The sequence below is a fragment of the Ruegeria sp. YTSA105 genome (assembly GCF_059610225.1).
Map to the genome: position 1 here is coordinate 1 of NZ_JBXWNE010000002.1, position 16,261 is coordinate 16,261.

The following is a 16,261-nucleotide window of genomic DNA, read 5'->3' on the forward strand; positions in this document are numbered from 1 at the left end:
TCCGGCGTAGCTCAGCGGTAGAGCAGTTGACTGTTAATCAATTGGTCGTAGGTTCGATCCCTACCGCCGGAGCCAATTTCCCCAAAACACACCGCAAATTATCATGGATGCCCGCCTTCGCTGTGCGCATGTTTTTTCGACGAAAAAACTCACGCCCCCCTCTGGACGCCGAAGAGTCGGGTTGCTATACGGCGCGAACCGTTCCGGCGTAGCTCAGCGGTAGAGCAGTTGACTGTTAATCAATTGGTCGTAGGTTCGATCCCTACCGCCGGAGCCAATCTTCCAAAATTTTCACGACTATAGAAACACCCTGCCTCAGGCCGTGCGCCATAACTCAAGGCAGATGATAAACGGTTTCAAAGGTTCATCCTCTAATTTTTTCATTCCATTCAACTCAAAGTTGAGGGATAAGTTCCCAATTACATTTGCATTGAAGGACTTAGTCTGGGCCCAAGTTATTAGCAGGCTCAGGTGAACTTGAGATAGATTGAAAGAAGATTTTATGCCGGTCACGCTTGTCCCAAAGCCAAACCAGGCAGATCAGAAACGCCACTGGTAAGTCGCGAAACGGACATACGAGCATAAGGAAGTATCATGAAGCAGGTGAACTGTTTGATCATAGGTGCTGGCTTTGGCGGCATTGGTATGGGCTACCAGCTCAGACAAGCGGGAATCGACAGCTTCGCAATACTCGACAAGGCCACTGAATTTGGGGGCACTTGGCAGCATAACACCTATCCCGGTGCGGAATGCGATGTGCCCTCGCATTTGTATTCTTACTCTTTCAGCAAAACGCCGAACTGGAGCCGAAAATGGTCGGGACAGAAAGAGATTCTGGATTACATCCGGGATTGTGCGGAAACATTCGGAGTGATCGCGCATTTACGCCTTGGCTGCGCCGTCACTTCAGCAAGCTTCGATCCGACAAGTGAAATGTGGACTGTAACGACCAAGGGCAATGGAGATGAAACCTATCTCTGCCGCCACGTGGTTTGCTCGGTTGGTCAGTTGCACTTTCCCAACCGTATTGGGATACCGGGGATGAAACTCTTCGGGGGAACCATATTCCATTCTGCCGAATGGCGCCATGATATCGACCTGAAGGACAAATCAGTTGCCGTGATTGGAAATGCAGCCAGCGCGCTGCAGTTCATCCCAGAGATCGCTAAACAGGCACGCAGTTTGACAGTTTATCAACGCACGGCAAATTGGGTCATGCCCAAAGGCAACAAGACCTATGGCGAGAGCTTCAAGTCGCTGATGCGTTCGATGCCTTTCCTTCAAAAACTTTATCGCTTCCGCCTTTGGGCCGAGAATGAGTTCAAGATCTTTCCAGTCATGAAAGGATCGAAACTGCACGAGATGCTGATGCAGAACATACTGAACCGGCATCTGGAAAAGACGATATCGGACCCAAAACTCCGCGAGGAGCTTCGACCAAAATACCCGCCCGGCGCGCGTCGCCTTTTGGTCTCGGACAGCTACTATCAGACTTTAAACCAGGACAAGGTTGAGTTAGTGACGGACGGAATCGACTGTTTCACCAAAGACGGGATCAAGACCACAGACGGTACCGAACGCAACCATGATGTGGTCATTCTTGGCACTGGGTTCCAATCCAACCCCTTCCTGCAAGCTATTGATATCAAGGGACGTGATGGTATCTTGTTGCGCGATGTTTGGGATGAAGGTGGTGCGCGGGCCTATCTTGGCATCTCGGTTCCCAAATTCCCTAATCTGCACATTATTTACGGACCAAACACAAACCTTGGCCACACGACGGTACTGGCCATGATCGAAGCGCAAATCGGTTTTGTCATCCAACTTATCAAGGCGGCCGATCACGGCACGATCGAAGTAAAACCTGAGGCGGCATTGCGTTTCGATGACGAGATGCAACAGCGTCTTGCCAAAAGTCAGTGGGCGCGGATCGAGCGCAGCTATTACAAAGATGGCGAGCGGATAACCACCAACTGGCCCGGCAGTTCATTCGAGTATTTCAGGCGCACGAGGAAGCCCAAACTGGCAGATTTCAGGCGTGGAACTTCAGAAGGCTGAGGGGCTATAGATCTACGTTCGCCGCGAAGTCAGAAAACCCGGCAAACCATCTCGCTTGTGTCTGCCAGGCCAGTGATCTTGCGCTAGGTACTCAGCACATCTTTGAAGTCTTCCCGCAGGTTGCGTTTCAGGATCTTGCCAGTCGCGTTCAGTGGCAGCGCGTCCACAAAGACTACCCTGTCCGGGATCTGCCACTTGGCGATCTTACCACCAAAAAACGCCAGCAATTCTTCTTCGCTTGGGTTTGCCCCCTCGGCTTTCACCGCCACAAGAACGGGCCGTTCGTCCCATTTCGGATGCGGCACACCCACAACGGCTGCGCCTGCCAGCTTTGGATGTGCCACCGCGATATTTTCGAGCTCGACCGAACTGATCCATTCACCGCCGGATTTGATGATGTCCTTTGAGCGATCTCGGATCGTCATATACCCGTCCGGGTCCAGTGTCGCCACGTCGCCAGTGGCAAACCAACCGTCTTGCAGCAGACCCTGATCCTGCATCATGAAATAGCTGTCCAATACCCAGTATCCGCGCACCATCAGGTCTCCCTGTGTTTCACCGTCACGCGGAAGCTCATTGCCGAAATCATCAACGATTTTCAATTCGACCCCATAACAAGGACGGCCCTGACTTTCCCGAAGCCCATACTGCTCTTCTTTGGGCAGTTTTCCATGTTTCGCCAAGGGCTGGTTCGCGGTTCCCAGCGGGCTCATCTCGCTCATCCCCCAGGCGTGGACTGTATCGACACCATAGGTTTCGCGGAACGTCTCGATCATCGACGGCGGACATGCGGCCCCACCAATAACTGTGCGCTCAAGACTGGACAGTTGACTGCCCGACTTCTTTGCAGAGGCCAGCAGACCCTGCCAGATCGTCGGCACGCCCATGGCCAGTGTCACCCCATAGCTGTCAATCAAATTGACCAATGCCTCGCCATGCAAATCTGGTCCCGGTAATACCATCCGAGACCCCGACATCGCGCAAGCGTACGGCGATCCCCAAGCATTCACATGGAACATCGGTACAACTGGCAGTACCACATCCATCGCCGAAAACCCGATCACGTCACGCGTGTTGGACCCAAAACTGTGCAAAACTGTCGAGCGATGGGAATAGAGCACCCCTTTGGGGTTGCCGGTTGTGCCCGAAGTGTAACAAAGGCTTGAGGCTGTGTTTTCGTCCAGCCTCGGCCATTGAAAGCCGGAATTACCGGTTTCGATCAGCTCATCATAGAACTGCACCCCTGGAACCTGCGAGATTGCGTCATCATTCCGCGGACCCATTAACACGAAATGCTGCACCTCTGTCAGTTGGTCCTTCAAAGCGGCGACAAGCGGGATGAATGTGGCGTCGAAAAACAGAACCCGGTCCTGCGCATGATTGATGATATAGGTCAGCTGCTCTGGAAACAGCCTGGGGTTTACGGTGTGGCAGACGAATCCAGCACCCGAAGTGCCATAGTAGATTTCCAGATGGCGGCGGTTGTTCCATGCCAATGTCGCTATCCGAGCGTGCGGTTCCAGCCCAAGACCTAACAGTGCAGAACCTAATTTTCGTGCGTTCGCGGCGACTTGCGACCAGTTCGTTTCAGTCAAGCTGCCGTCAGTTTCGACAGAATATATCTCGGTTTGGCCATGATAGCGATCGGCATGCTCGATCAGTGACGAGATCAGCAACGGTTGCGTCATCATTTGTCCCAGCATGGACATCCTCCCTGTGTCGGGGCCGCTTTTTGCAGCACCTTCTTGTTTGCCACGCATCTTCTGCAATCGGCGCGGTCAAAAGAAACCCTGCCAAGCATTTAATTGTCTGACAATAGAAGAATGCGTCATGCCAGGGCTGTAAAGCTGGCTTTTATTCGGTTTCCCGGTGCAACATGGCATAGGCAACAAGGGCGGCGGTTGACCCGTCTTTGGTCTCGGTACCTTCTGCACCGTCCACGATTGGCCCCAGTGAAGTCGCCAGTTCCTTGCCCAGTTCAACGCCCCACTGGTCAAAAGAGTTGATCCCCAACAGGACCCCTTCGACGAATACGCGATGCTCGTACAGGGCAATGACCTGACCCAGAACAAAAGGCGTTAGCTTGGGGTACATCAGCGTGGTCGAGGGACGATTGCCAGCAAACACCCGATGTCGGGCCTGACGTTCGCATTCTTCACCCGTCAACCCTTTGTCGGCCATGCGCTGCCGCGCCTCGTCCAGCGATCGGCCGCGCATCAGCGCCTCGGACTGGGCCAGACAGTTGGCCAGCAGCAGCCGGTGATGGTGGGTCAGCTCAGGTTCATGTCCCTCGGCAGCGACCATGAATTCGCAAGGGATAACGTCTGTGCCCTGATGGATCAGCTGATAAAACGCATGCTGACCATTGGTACCAGGCTCACCCCAGACCACCGGACCCGAAGGAATGGTCAGCGCACTGCCGTCCATGGCAACGGATTTGCCATTCGACTCCATCTCGAGCTGCTGAAAATATGCGGGCAAGCGCAGGAGACGCTGATCGTATGGCAGCACGGCCCTGCTGGCATATCCCAGAACCTGCCGATGCCAGACACCGGTCAAAGCCAACATCACAGGCATATTCTCGGACCAATCGGCTGCGCGAAAATGCACGTCCATTGCCTGTCCACCGCGCAAAAACGCATCAAAGGCCGTCGAGCCTACGGCAATCATCACCGGCAGGCCCACAGGCCCCCAAACCGAATAACGTCCGCCGACCCAATCGGCGAAACCAAACACGCGCTGTTCGGGAATGCCAAAGGCCTGAGTCTTGTCCAAAGCACTGGAAACCGCAGCAAACTGTCGGGCCGGCTCCCCGCCGCCATCGACCATCCAGGCGCGCGCGGTGCGGACATTGGTCATGGTTTCAATGGTCGTGAACGTCTTGGACGCGACAATCACAAGTGTCCGCGTCGGATCCAGCTGCCGTAGAACATCGGAAATATGTGCCCCGTCTACATTCGAGACATAGTGCAGCCGCGGCCCGTCGTGATACGGAGCCAGTGCATGCGTGGCCATAACCGGTCCCAGATCAGACCCACCAATTCCGATATTCACCACATCGGTAAAGCTGCCCCCTGCCCCGGCCACCGCGCCACCGCGCACCTCTTCGGCAAAGACACGCATCCGCTGCAGCGTATCCAGAACGCCAGGCATGACATCCAGACCATCCACGTCGACCGGACCGCCATCCAGATTCCGCAATGCCGTATGCAGAACCGAGCGTTCTTCGGTTTCATTGATCTTGGCACCCGCAAACATCGCGTCGCGCCTGTCGGCAAGCCCCGCCTCGTCGCATAGGCGGATCAGGGCCGCGCGAATATCCGTGTCAATCTGCGTCTTTGAATAGTCAAACAGCATATCGCCCGTTGAGGTCGAGAAAACCTGTGCCCGATCCACGTCTTGTTCGAACAAGTCCAAAATGGAACGACCGCCATCTGACGCAAATGCCTTGAGAGTATCCAGGTTCATAACTCTACTCCGCCCAATGGACCGTCATGCCGCCCAACACAGCAGCAATCGGTGCCTCTTTGGGATGCAGGGACATGGCTCGGTCCAGCGCCTTGCGTTTGGCTTCCCCGAAAATCACCAGATGCTTAGACAATGCGCCATCCAAGACCGGAGCCGTTAATGTAATCCGCGCCTCAGGCTGAACTTCGGGCCGGGCCACGGCCAACGTCGGCGCATGCCCGTCCAATGCGGCGGCCAACCCGTCCATCCCCGGAAACAGCGAGGCGGTGTGCATATCTTCGCCCATACCCAGCATGAGAACCGAAAGAGGCAGCACGGGCGCAATCAAGCTCTCAATTTCGGGCAGCACCGATTCCGGATCTTTGCCATCCAGATACAGCGGCATATATTGCGCGACCGAGGCGCGATTGGTCAGCAAACGCTCTTGGATCAGCCGCGCATTTGCGCGATCGCTGTCGCTGGATACGCACCGTTCATCCGTTGGCAGAATTCGGACCCGATCCCAATCCAAATCAGCGGCACACAATCCGTCAAAGACCGGCCCGGGTGTGGTACCGCCCGGCACAGCAAAAGAGACCAGATCGTGATGCAGCAGCGCCGCCTCAAGATCTCCGGCGATAGCATTGGCCACGTCGATGGCTAGCATATCCCGGTCGGCGTATTCCTGAATTTTCATGGGTTTATCCCTTGCCAACGGCGACCGTCCCGTTTCATCAGCAGCTCGGCGTCGCCCGGCCCAGTGCTGCCGCTCTCATAAGGTTTCGGCACGTCGCCACGCGCCTGCCATCCTGCGATGATCGGGTCTGTCCAAGCCCAGGCGGCCTCGACCTCATCACCGCGCATGAACAGCGTCTGATTGCCTCGGATCACATCCATCACCAGACGTTCATAGGCGTCTGGCGGGTCCTGGTTCTCGGCGCCCAATGCCTCGGCAAAGCTCATATCCAGGGGCACGTCGACCAAACGCATACCTCCTTGCCCGGGCTCTTTGATCGTCACTTTCAGCGTGATGCCCTCATTTGGCTGCAGGCGGATCGATAGCGCATTCGCATGACGCCCGGCATCCGCTCCAAAGATCGAGTGCGGCGCGTCTTTGAACATCACATTGATCACCGAAGACCGGGCCACAAGGCGCTTGCCCGTGCGCAAGTAGAACGGTGTTCCTGCCCATCGCCAGTTGCTGATATGCGCCCGTAGCGCTACATAGCTTTCCGTGGTCGAGCGCGGATTTCCAACCGCTTTGCGGTAACTTGAACTTTCGCCCTCAAACTGCCCCCGCACGATATGATGTGGCTTTACCGGGTCCAGAGCGCGAATGACCTTGAGCTTTTCATCACGCACCGCATCCGGGTCGAACTTGGCCGGAGGTTCCATGGCGATCAGGCACAAAAGCTGCATCAGGTGGTTCTGCATCATGTCGCGCATTGCGCCTGCGCGCTCGTAATACTCTTCACGGCCGTTAATTCCGACGGATTCGGCTACGGTGATCTGGATATGGTCGACATACTGGCTGTTCCAAAGTGGTTCGAACAACATGTTGCCGAACCGAACAGCCATCAGGTTTTGGACGGTTTCCTTGCCCAGATAGTGGTCGATTCGATAGATTTGACTTTCCCTGAAATGCGCGGCCAGCGTGGCATTCAAAGCTCGCGCACTTTCCAGATCATGGCCAAAGGGTTTTTCAACCACGATCCTCGTCTGCGGCGTTGTCAGATCATACACCTCGATCCGTTCCGCCAGAGGGCCAAACAACCGCGGCCCCACCGAAAAATAGAACGCCCGAACCCGATCCGGCTGAAGTTTCTGCGCAAGCTCGGCCCAGCCATGATCCGCAACAGCATCCAATGTCACATAATCAACCCGCTGCAAAAACGCGTTCAGCGCAGCGGTGTCCTGACTGTGTCGTCCGGCATGTGCCTCAAGCGAGTTGCGGACCAAATTGCGGAACTTGTCACGGTCATAATCCGTTCGGGCCGCCCCGATTACTTGCGCGCCTTCAGCCCACTGGCCAGCACAAAACCGGCGAAACAGAGCGGGCAGGATTTTACCCTGCGCCAGATCGCCGGTTCCGCCAAAAATGACCAGATCAAAGGGGTCTACAGGTATGACGCGAGAAACCATGTGTTTTCCTTACCTTGCCCTATGCTCAATGTCCAATGTTAGCGCAACCATTTTTGCGGATTTCCGCGACATCAATTCTCTGTCAGTTCACCCATGTCTCACTTTGCGAAACGGTCTGAAACCTCTAATTCAAGGTGACAACAGAAAAGAACCGGAAACCGGAATGAAAGACAACGCCCCTCAGATCGTCAATATCGGCAAGTTTCAAAACAAATTGGTGACAGCGGATGGCCAGACTCGTGCCTCGGTGGCGTTGACCAACCCCGAGACGCTCTGGTTCAATACCGGGACTCTGTGCAACATCGAATGTGTGAACTGCTATATCGAAAGCAGCCCGACCAATGATGCGTTGGTCTATATCTCGGCGGGTGAAGTGCGGGACTATCTGGACCAGATCGAAGACAGAAACTGGCCCGTGCGTGAGATTGGCTTTACCGGTGGTGAGCCGTTCATGAACCCCGACATGATCGAGATGGCACGCGCGGCGCTGGAACGCGGCTATGAGGTGTTGATCCTGACCAACGCGATGCGGCCAATGATGCGCCAGAAGATGCGCGAGGGATTGACTGAACTTCAGCGCGACTACGCTGGGAAACTGACGCTGCGGGTATCGCTCGACCATTATCGTGCCGACCTGCACGATAAGGAACGTGGCAAAGGCAGTTTTGACAAAACCGTGGAAGGTATGAAGTGGCTACGCGATGGCGGATTCCGGATGGCTGTTGCCGGCAGAACCGTATGGGGCGAGGACGATGAAAAAAGCCGTCAGGGATATGCTACGTTATTCAACCGCCACGGGTTTGGCATCGACGCGCATGACCCTGCGCGAACGGTCCTTTTCCCTGAAATGGACGAAACCGTCGAAGTGCCGGAAATTACCACCGCCTGCTGGGGTATCTTGGACAAATCACCCGCGACTGTGATGTGCGCCAGTGCCCGGATGGTGGTCAAACGCAAGGGCGCTGAAAAACCTGCCGTTCTGGCCTGCACGTTGCTGCCTTATGAGCCGGAATTCGAGATGGGGCATACGCTGGCCGAGGCGGAAGCGGACGTGCACCTTAACCATCCGCATTGTGCCAAATTCTGCGTCCTGGGTGGGGCCAGCTGCTCGGGTTGATCAGTTCAGTTCCGGCGATTTCCAGAATTTTGTACCCGACGCGCCCGCTGCCACGCGCCACCCTGTCTTGGACAGTTCAAAAAAGGACCGACCGTCGGTGAATCGCACGGTTTCCGTCGTGTTTTCGTCGCCGTACATGGCACCGGTTTCGGCGGTCGCGTCATAGCCTTGAGTGATGAACTTATCCAGATCAGCAGCTGTTTCGAACATGATCACAAACTTGGATTCAAAGCCGCCGATGCCGATCGCGCCACCCACGCCGCCTGTTCCCATGTTCATATATGTGTGCTGGTCGGTGTCCATTGACACCGCCACACCCCGCCCATACCCAGCCGAGACTGGAAACACCGTAACCTTGCGCGAGTCGAACACGGCATAGCCGGCACAGACCTCGTACAGCGCACGCGCTTCGGGATTTTCGGCCAGCAACTGATCCAGAATCTGCGTGGCCAATGTGTCCAGCTTGGCGCGCGTCTCTTCCGGAGTGGCCTCATTGCTTAGCAATTCGGTGGTCGAGTCGACCGTACCCTCAACAGCTTTCGCGCCTTTATCGATTGTCTCGCCAACGGTTTCGGCCCCTTGCCCGACAACGTCAGCCGCGTTTGCCGCGCCTTTTTTGATCTTGTCCAAAACTCCCTCAGCGGCGACTGGCCCACCAAGCAAAACGGCGGCGACAAACAGCAACATTCTGGGCATGCGGCATTTCCTTAGCTGATCAATGGTTTGGACACGACCCTAGCCTAAGAAAATCAAATGGAACACGCCCTTTCGTTACACAGCCAATAATCTGCCAGGGTGGCTAATTCACCCGAAACTCGCCAACTTGGTTGCGCCACTCTCCGGGCGCGATCATCTTACGGTGCGTGAATTTTACAGAATGTAAGGGGCCTTCGATCTCTCGCTGCCAGAAATCAATGAACTCGAACAGTTTCGGATGATCCGGCGCCAGATCGTATTCCTGCCAGATGAAGGTGTTCAGAACATGGATATAGTCGGGCATGTGGTAGAATAATTCCGCCGTTGTCAGCCCATATCCTTTAAGCATCAATTCCGTTTCGCTGCGCTCCATTTCGACCTCAATATTAATTGCAAGGTCCCCCTATTGTATCACGAAAACACCCTAATCCTTAGTTAACAATATGTTACCGTGATGTTACCGGAGTTTCTCACTTGCAAAATGGTTGCTTGCTTGCACCTTATGTACCGGGTCTGATAAGGTGTATCCACAAGATATAGAGTCTGCATACAGAACGGGCAGTTTACGTGAGCGATACGCCAGAAGTTCCTGAAAATATGGATGAAAACCCGCCAGAACGCCCCGTTTACGGTGGCCCGACGGTCTCCATCGAATCCGAAATGCGCACGTCCTATCTGGACTATGCGATGTCGGTCATTGTTAGCCGTGCGATTCCTGATCTGCGCGATGGGTTAAAACCGGTGCATCGGCGCATCCTTTACGCGATGCACGAGACCGGAAACACCCATGACAAATCCTATCGCAAATCGGCCCGTCCGGTCGGCGACGTAATGGGTAAATACCACCCACACGGCGACAGCGCGATCTATGACGCGTTGGTGCGGATGGCTCAGGATTTCTCGATGTCGCTGCCGCTGCTGGATGGTCAGGGCAACTTTGGCTCGATGGACGGCGATAACCCGGCGGCCATGCGCTATACCGAAGTGCGGATGGACAAGCCCGCCGCCTCTCTGCTGGCGGATATCGAGAAAGACACCGTCGATTTTCAGGACAACTATGACGGCAAAGACAGAGAGCCGACAGTCCTGCCCGCACGGTTCCCGAACATGCTGGTCAACGGCGCTGGCGGCATTGCCGTGGGCATGGCGACCAATATCCCGCCGCACAATCTTGGTGAGGTGGTCGACGCCACCCTCGCCCTGATCGACGATCCCGATCTGACGTCCGAGCAGCTGATCGAGTATGTTCCAGGCCCCGACTTCCCGACCGGCGGCGTAATGCTGGGCCGGTCCGGCGCGCGCAAAGCCTATTTGGAAGGGCGCGGCAGCGTCATAATCCGCTCCAAGACCCGCGTCGAGGAAATCCGCAAGGACCGCTACGCCATCGTTGTGGACGAGATCCCCTATCAGGTGAACAAGGCTTCGATGATCGAAAAGATCGCCGAGGCCGTGCGTGAGAAGAGGATTGAAGGCGTCAGCCACGTTCAGGACGAATCCGACCGTAACGGCGTACGTGTGGTGGTCGAACTCAAACGTGACGCCACGCCCGAAGTTGTTTTGAACCAGCTTTTCCGTTTCTCGCCGATGCAGACCTCGTTTGGCTGCAACATGCTGGCGCTGAATGGTGGCCGGCCCGAGCAACTGACTCTGCGCCGCTTTCTGACCAGCTTTATCGATTTCCGCGAAGACGTTGTTGCGCGCCGTACGGCTTACGACCTGCGCAAGGCCCGCGAACGCAGTCACATCCTGTGCGGTTTGGCCGTTGCAGTTTCGAATGTGGATGAGGTGGTTGCAACCATCCGGTCATCCGCTGACGCCGCGCAAGCGCGTGAAAAGCTGATGACCCGCCGCTGGCCCGCGGCTGAGATCGAAAGCTATCTGCGCCTGATCGACGACCCTCTGTCCATGATGAACGACGACGGCACCTATAACCTGACCGAAGTTCAGGCCCGCGCGATCCTCGACCTGCGCCTGCAGCGATTGACCCAGATCGGTGTCAAAGAGGTTACGGACGAACTGGAAGAACTTGCGGGTAAGATTCAGGAATACCTCGATATTCTGTCCTCGCGAGAGCGCATCATGTCGATCATCGGAGATGAGCTGCGCAGCGTTCGTGAACAGTTTGCCGTGCCCCGTCGCACCGAGATCGTCGATTGGTCCGGCGACATGGAAGATGAGGACCTGATCGAGCGTGAGGATATGGTCGTGACCGTCACGTCGGGCGGCTACATCAAGCGTACTCCGCTGGCCGATTTCCGGGCGCAAAAACGTGGTGGCAAGGGCCTGTCGGGAATGCAGACTAAGGAAGAGGACGTCGTTACCAACCTCTTCGTGGCGAACACGCATACACAGTTGTTGTTCTTCACCACTGACGGGATGGTCTACAAGCTCAAAACCTGGCGTCTGCCGCAATCCGGGCGCACTGGCAAGGGCAAAGCCATTGTCAACATCCTGCCGATTCCGACCGGGGTTTCCATCGCGGCGATCATGCCCGTGGATGTGCCGGACGAAGAATGGGAAAACCTACAGATCATCTTTGCCACCAGCGCAGGCGATGTGCGCCGGAACCGACTGTCGGATTTCACCAATGTCCGCCGCAACGGCAAGATTGCGATGAAATTGCCCGAAGGCATCGAACTGGTGAATGCACGCATCTGCTCTGAAGACGAAGATGTGATGCTGATCACCAATTCGGGCCGCGCAATCCGGTTCCGCACCACTGATGTGCGCGTGTTCAACTCACGCGAATCTACCGGTGTTCGGGGTATAAGGCTGAGCGGTGGCGACCGTGTCGTCTCGATGTCGGTGATCCGCCACTTCGAAGCTGATCCGGATGAACGCGCCGCCTATCTCAAGATGCGCCGCGCAGTGGCAGGCATCGCCGATGACGGTGAGACGGATGAGGATGAAGCAACCCCCGGCACGATCACGCAGGAACGCTATGCCGAAATGTCCGCTGCCGAAAACATGATCCTGACGATCACCACGGGCGGTGCAGGCAAGCTGAGCTCCAGCCACGACTACCCCGTTCGCGGGCGCGGTGGCATGGGTGTTGCGGCGATGGATAAGGCGATGCGCGGCGGGGCACTTGTGGCCTCGTTCCCCGTCGATATCGAAGATCAGATCATGCTGGCCACGTCCAAGGGTCAGTCGATCCGGGTCCCGATCGAAGGCATCTCATTCCGCTCGCGGTCAGCAGGTGGCGTGAAGGTGTTCAACACCGGCAAAGGCGAAGAGGTCGTATCCGTTGCCTGGATCGCAGATCAGGGTGATGAGGACGAGACGGAAGAGTAAGCAATGAAAGCCGAGGCTCTCTGGCCTCGGCGATGTTTCTGGGTGTTTGGTGTGCGGACAAAACTGCCTATCAATGCATAGACCTAATGCCCGAATTAAGGCTAAGTACCGACCTGCATCGCGTGGTATTTTGATGCTCTTTATTTTACCTGAAGTTGGCGCATAAGGACCTCAACCATCTTTTGTGCCTCAGAAGCATCAAGCCGTCCGTGCTGCAACAAAAACTCTGCGACATCTCTGTCTGTGTACCGGCCCGTAACTATGTCATCGCGCAAGATCAACTTTTGGCGCGCAAATTCGGCGGCGTTGTCGTGGCAAATAATGCATTTTTCTTGGAATAGACGGCCAGATTCTTGGATGAACTCAAACTGTTCTATCAGCACATTGATTTCTTCGTCTGACAACTCGCCGTGTCCTGCCTTCAGATAATCAATGACGGGACGACCAGAAGCTTTTCCGACAATGCCGCTTTCTGACACAATCAATTTTTCGGAGACAAAATCTCCTGCATGCGGCAGGTGACAAGACGCGCAATTCTCTTCGTAGATCAAATGGGGATTCGCCCTCTGGGCAGTTGAGGGAACTGCCCAAACTATAATACTGATTGCTATACCAATTTGGATAAATCCGTTCATGTCGGAAGCGCCTAAGTAGTGGACAATCCATTGTCAGAGTAGGTGAACTAAAAGTCTCGATCCTTGACAAGTGTCAACTTATAAGCAGGTTGGCGCTTTCTCGGCAGGTTTGGGCTCAGAGCAAGCTTTCGTCTCCTATCACGAATTGGGTGTACGATTGAGTGCGTTGTCTGGTCAGGCCCAGTTAGGCCCACTATCACAACCCGTACAACGATCCAAACTTTTGCTCCAGATACTCCAACAGTGGTTCTGGACCCGGTTCCATGCCACTGGCGCGTTGGATGATCTCGCGTGGGGCGAAAAGGCCGCCGTGGCGTTGGAGGTTTTCGCGCAGCCAACCGGTGGCGCCCGACGTGTCACCCTTGGCCAGTTGAGTATCCAGATCGGGCAGCGCGGATCGCAGAGCCTGGTTCAGGCATCCGGCATAGACATTGCCCAGCGAGTAGGTCGGGAAATACCCGAACAGACCGACGGACCAATGGACATCCTGCAAGCATCCGTTCGACGGCCTATCGACCGCATAGCCGAAATCCGCCTTGAACCGGTCGTTCCATGCACCCTCAAGGTCTCTGACCTGCAGATCACCGCTCATCAACGCACGCTCAAGATCAAAGCGCAGCATGATGTGCAGGTTGTACTGCACCTCATCCGCCTCGGTGCGGATATAGCCGTTATGGACCCGGTTGACCGTGGCATAGAACGCATCGGCATCGGCGACGCCGAAACTGCCAAAAGCCTCGACCATCTGGCCAAACAGCCAGCCAGTATAGGCGCGTGATCGACCCAGTTGGTTTTCGTAAATCCGGCTCTGGCTTTCGTGCACGCCCATCGACACGCCCTGCCCCAGCGGGGTCAAAAGGTAGGCCGGGTCGATGCCCTGTTCATAGGCGGCGTGGCCGACCTCGTGAATGGTTGAATAGAAACAGTTGAACGGATCGGTCTCGCTGGTGCGCGTGGTGATCCGCACGTCCAATCCGCTGCCCGAGCTGAACGGGTGAACGGCCTTGTCGACCCGGCCAGTGTTCAGGTCGTAACCGAATCCGGTGGCCAGCTTCTGTGACAGGCGCATCTGGGTCGCTGAGTCAAACGTCCCAGTCAGGGCGGCCGGTCCGGGCTGATCCAGTACGGCTGCTCGCAATGCCACCAGACGCGGACGCATCTGGTCAAAGATCGCAGCGATCTGAGTGCCGGTCGTATAGGGCTCGTAATCTTCGACCATGGCGTCATAGACATCACCGCCCTGTGCCAGGGCCTGACCTTCCTGACGTTTGAGCGCCACAACCTCTTCCAACACGGGCAAAAAGGCCGCCACATCCTCATCGGCGCGCGCCTGTGCCCATGTGCCCTGCGCGGCTGAGGTAACGCGTGCGATGGTCTTGGCCAAATCGGCGGGCACTTTCACGGTCCGCTCATAGAACCGGCGGATCTCGCGCAGTTGCGCGCGCGCGACATCGTCCTGCGGGTCGGCCTGCTCCAGCCACTCTGCCACACGCGGATCAGACCGTCGGGCATGCAAAACAGATTCGATCGCGGCCATTTCTTCTGCGCGCTGCGGTGCTGCGCCGCGCGGCATCACTGTTTCCTGATCCCATCCCAGACGCCCGGCAATCTGACCAAGGGCTGAAGTTTCACGTTGGAAGGCCATCAGTTTATCATAGGCAGTCATCTGGGTCAGGCTCCGCGGATCGAAGTTGCGATGGGATAGGCTGTCAGGAAGCGCGCACGCAGGATCAGAGTCCACACGATCACGGCCATGAACTGATGGAAAATGGCGATCTGCCAGGGGGCCGCGTAGATCACGGTCATGATCCCGACAACCACCTGCAGCGACAAGGCAGCGAACATCATGTTGAAGGCAAAGCGCGTTTGCGGATGCGCACTGGAATTGCCACGCCGCCAGACAACGATGGCAAAGATCAACAGCAGATAACCCGCGCAACGATGGATGAACTGCACAAGCCCGGGGCTTTCGAAAAAGTTCCGCCACATCGGTTCCAGTATCGCCGCGTCCGGCGGGAAAATCTGCCCGCCGATCAATGGCCAGTCGGTATAAGACCGCCCAGCGTCGATACCTGCGACAAGTGCGCCGATGAGGATCTGCAGGAATGCGAAATGCATCAGGCCGGTAGACAGGGAAAACAGTTTGGCCTCTTTCGCGCGGCGGGCCTGCATCAGGTCACGCTCTTCCCGGCCAAGTTCGAACATATACCAGGCGAGGAAACCCAAGATCACAAAGGCCAGACCCAGATGGATCGCCAGGCGATAGCTGGCAACGGCGATCATCCCCTCGCCCTGCGTCACGCCGGACGCGACCATCCACCAGCCAACGGCGCCCTGTACCCCACCCAAGGCACCGGGGATCACCAGCTTGCCGGTCCAGCCGGTGGGTATCTTGCGCGCAATATGGAACCCAAAGAAGCCAAGCGCCCAGACCAGCCCGATCACGCGGCCCAGCTGGCGGTGGCCCCATTCCCACCAATAGATGGATTTGAAATCCGCAAGCTCCATCCACTGGTTCTGGATGCGCCACTGGTCGATTTGCTTGTACTTGTCGAACTCGGCCTGCCAGTCGGTTTCGGTCATCGGCGGGACAGCCCCGGTGAGCGGGCGCCATTCGGTGATCGACAGCCCGCTATCGGTCAGGCGGGTCAGCCCACCCACCGCAATCATCACAACCACAAGCGCAAACAGGATCATCAGCCAGGCCCGGATAGCCTTACGCGCACCACCGCGGCCCCGGTCAATCATACCAGGTTGAATCGCTTGTTGTTTTTCAGAGTCTGAGACCTCTTCGAAGATGCTGCGCTTGCCGCTCATGCGTTCCTCATGTGTCTTGAATTTCGTTGCAAGCTAGGACCACCATGGGACGAGG

General features: G+C 56.3%; 12 protein-coding genes and 2 tRNA genes. 5 read left to right on the forward strand and 9 right to left on the reverse strand.

The features are described from left to right. The 3 genes from AC2FH2_RS02645 to AC2FH2_RS02655 all read left to right on the forward strand — a co-directional run bounded on the left by AC2FH2_RS02645 (position 1) and on the right by AC2FH2_RS02655 (position 2,058). Positions 1 to 75: transfer RNA gene (locus AC2FH2_RS02645), tRNA-Asn, on the forward strand. A 127-nt stretch (positions 76 to 202) separates the two neighbouring features. Further along, positions 203 to 277 (forward strand) — tRNA-Asn (locus AC2FH2_RS02650). 317 nt (positions 278 to 594) lie between these two features. After that, on the forward strand, positions 595 to 2,058 hold the full coding sequence (locus AC2FH2_RS02655) for a flavin-containing monooxygenase (RefSeq protein ID WP_496693476.1): 1,464 nt from the start codon (positions 595 to 597) through the stop codon (positions 2,056 to 2,058). 83 nt (positions 2,059 to 2,141) lie between these two features. On the opposite strand, the gene AC2FH2_RS02660 is transcribed toward AC2FH2_RS02655, so the two are convergent. From AC2FH2_RS02660 to zwf, 4 genes are all read right to left on the reverse strand, one after another. Beyond that, on the reverse strand, positions 2,142 to 3,761 hold the full coding sequence (locus AC2FH2_RS02660) for a long-chain-fatty-acid--CoA ligase (protein WP_496822769.1): 1,620 nt from the start codon (positions 3,759 to 3,761) through the stop codon (positions 2,142 to 2,144). A gap of 151 nt (positions 3,762 to 3,912) precedes the next feature. Beyond that, positions 3,913 to 5,526: a glucose-6-phosphate isomerase gene (gene pgi / locus AC2FH2_RS02665; RefSeq protein WP_496822771.1), complete on the reverse strand. Its 1,614-nt coding sequence runs from the start codon at positions 5,524 to 5,526 to the stop codon at positions 3,913 to 3,915. Between the two features lie 4 nt (positions 5,527 to 5,530). Further along, positions 5,531 to 6,202 carry a 6-phosphogluconolactonase gene (pgl, locus tag AC2FH2_RS02670; RefSeq protein ID WP_496822772.1) on the reverse strand — a complete coding sequence of 224 codons (672 nt, stop codon included), beginning with the start codon at positions 6,200 to 6,202 and terminating at the stop codon, positions 5,531 to 5,533. Continuing rightward, positions 6,199 to 7,647: a glucose-6-phosphate dehydrogenase gene (gene zwf, locus AC2FH2_RS02675; protein WP_496822774.1), complete on the reverse strand. Its 1,449-nt coding sequence runs from the start codon at positions 7,645 to 7,647 to the stop codon at positions 6,199 to 6,201. The genes pgl and zwf overlap by 4 nt, the downstream gene beginning before the upstream one ends. Before the next feature lie 163 nt (positions 7,648 to 7,810). Here zwf and AC2FH2_RS02680 point away from each other — a divergent pair, with 163 nt between their 5' ends. Next, positions 7,811 to 8,764: a radical SAM protein gene (locus tag AC2FH2_RS02680; protein ID WP_496691174.1), complete on the forward strand. Its 954-nt coding sequence runs from the start codon at positions 7,811 to 7,813 to the stop codon at positions 8,762 to 8,764. Here the strand turns inward: AC2FH2_RS02680 and AC2FH2_RS02685 are convergent, their stop codons facing one another. Then, a complete protein-coding gene (locus tag AC2FH2_RS02685) occupies positions 8,765 to 9,460 on the reverse strand; it encodes a lipid-binding SYLF domain-containing protein (RefSeq protein ID WP_496822776.1) in 696 nt (231 codons plus the stop codon). A gap of 103 nt (positions 9,461 to 9,563) precedes the next feature. Then, complete coding sequence (locus AC2FH2_RS02690; RefSeq protein WP_142633572.1) at positions 9,564 to 9,833, reverse strand: usg protein; 270 nt, start codon at positions 9,831 to 9,833, stop codon at positions 9,564 to 9,566. A 224-nt stretch (positions 9,834 to 10,057) separates the two neighbouring features. Between AC2FH2_RS02690 and gyrA the strand changes: the two genes are divergently transcribed. After that, the gene (gene gyrA, locus AC2FH2_RS02695; protein WP_496823041.1) at positions 10,058 to 12,754 is read left to right on the forward strand and encodes a DNA gyrase subunit A; all 2,697 of its coding nucleotides are present in this window, start codon (positions 10,058 to 10,060) and stop codon (positions 12,752 to 12,754) included. A gap of 140 nt (positions 12,755 to 12,894) precedes the next feature. Here gyrA and AC2FH2_RS02700 read toward each other — a convergent pair whose 3' ends face one another. The 3 genes from AC2FH2_RS02700 to ctaA all read right to left on the reverse strand — a co-directional run bounded on the left by AC2FH2_RS02700 (position 12,895) and on the right by ctaA (position 16,206). Then, positions 12,895 to 13,389, reverse strand: coding sequence for a hypothetical protein (locus AC2FH2_RS02700; protein ID WP_271947312.1), 495 nt, complete (start codon positions 13,387 to 13,389; stop codon positions 12,895 to 12,897). 196 nt (positions 13,390 to 13,585) lie between these two features. After that, entirely contained in the window at positions 13,586 to 15,055 is a 1,470-nt protein-coding gene (locus AC2FH2_RS02705) for a carboxypeptidase M32 (protein ID WP_496822778.1), read from the reverse strand. A 5-nt stretch (positions 15,056 to 15,060) separates the two neighbouring features. Continuing rightward, positions 15,061 to 16,206: a heme A synthase gene (ctaA, locus tag AC2FH2_RS02710; protein WP_496822780.1), complete on the reverse strand. Its 1,146-nt coding sequence runs from the start codon at positions 16,204 to 16,206 to the stop codon at positions 15,061 to 15,063. Positions 16,207 to 16,261: the final 55 nt, after the last annotated feature.

What these genes read in the sequence shown, in the direction of transcription:
- pgl (WP_496822772.1), bottom strand. Translation starts at nt 6,202, where the DNA reads ATGAAAATTCAGGAATACGCCGACCGGGATATGCTAGCCATCGACGTG.
- AC2FH2_RS02705 (WP_496822778.1), bottom strand. Translation starts at nt 15,055, where the DNA reads ATGACTGCCTATGATAAACTGATGGCCTTCCAACGTGAAACTTCAGCC.
- AC2FH2_RS02700 (WP_271947312.1), bottom strand. Translation starts at nt 13,389, where the DNA reads ATGAACGGATTTATCCAAATTGGTATAGCAATCAGTATTATAGTTTGG.
- gyrA (WP_496823041.1), top strand. Translation starts at nt 10,058, where the DNA reads ATGGATGAAAACCCGCCAGAACGCCCCGTTTACGGTGGCCCGACGGTC.
- AC2FH2_RS02690 (WP_142633572.1), bottom strand. Translation starts at nt 9,833, where the DNA reads ATGGAGCGCAGCGAAACGGAATTGATGCTTAAAGGATATGGGCTGACA.
- pgi (WP_496822771.1), bottom strand. Translation starts at nt 5,526, where the DNA reads ATGAACCTGGATACTCTCAAGGCATTTGCGTCAGATGGCGGTCGTTCC.
- zwf (WP_496822774.1), bottom strand. Translation starts at nt 7,647, where the DNA reads ATGGTTTCTCGCGTCATACCTGTAGACCCCTTTGATCTGGTCATTTTT.
- AC2FH2_RS02685 (WP_496822776.1), bottom strand. Translation starts at nt 9,460, where the DNA reads ATGCCCAGAATGTTGCTGTTTGTCGCCGCCGTTTTGCTTGGTGGGCCA.
- AC2FH2_RS02680 (WP_496691174.1), top strand. Translation starts at nt 7,811, where the DNA reads ATGAAAGACAACGCCCCTCAGATCGTCAATATCGGCAAGTTTCAAAAC.
- AC2FH2_RS02660 (WP_496822769.1), bottom strand. Translation starts at nt 3,761, where the DNA reads ATGCTGGGACAAATGATGACGCAACCGTTGCTGATCTCGTCACTGATC.
- AC2FH2_RS02655 (WP_496693476.1), top strand. Translation starts at nt 595, where the DNA reads ATGAAGCAGGTGAACTGTTTGATCATAGGTGCTGGCTTTGGCGGCATT.
- ctaA (WP_496822780.1), bottom strand. Translation starts at nt 16,206, where the DNA reads ATGAGCGGCAAGCGCAGCATCTTCGAAGAGGTCTCAGACTCTGAAAAA.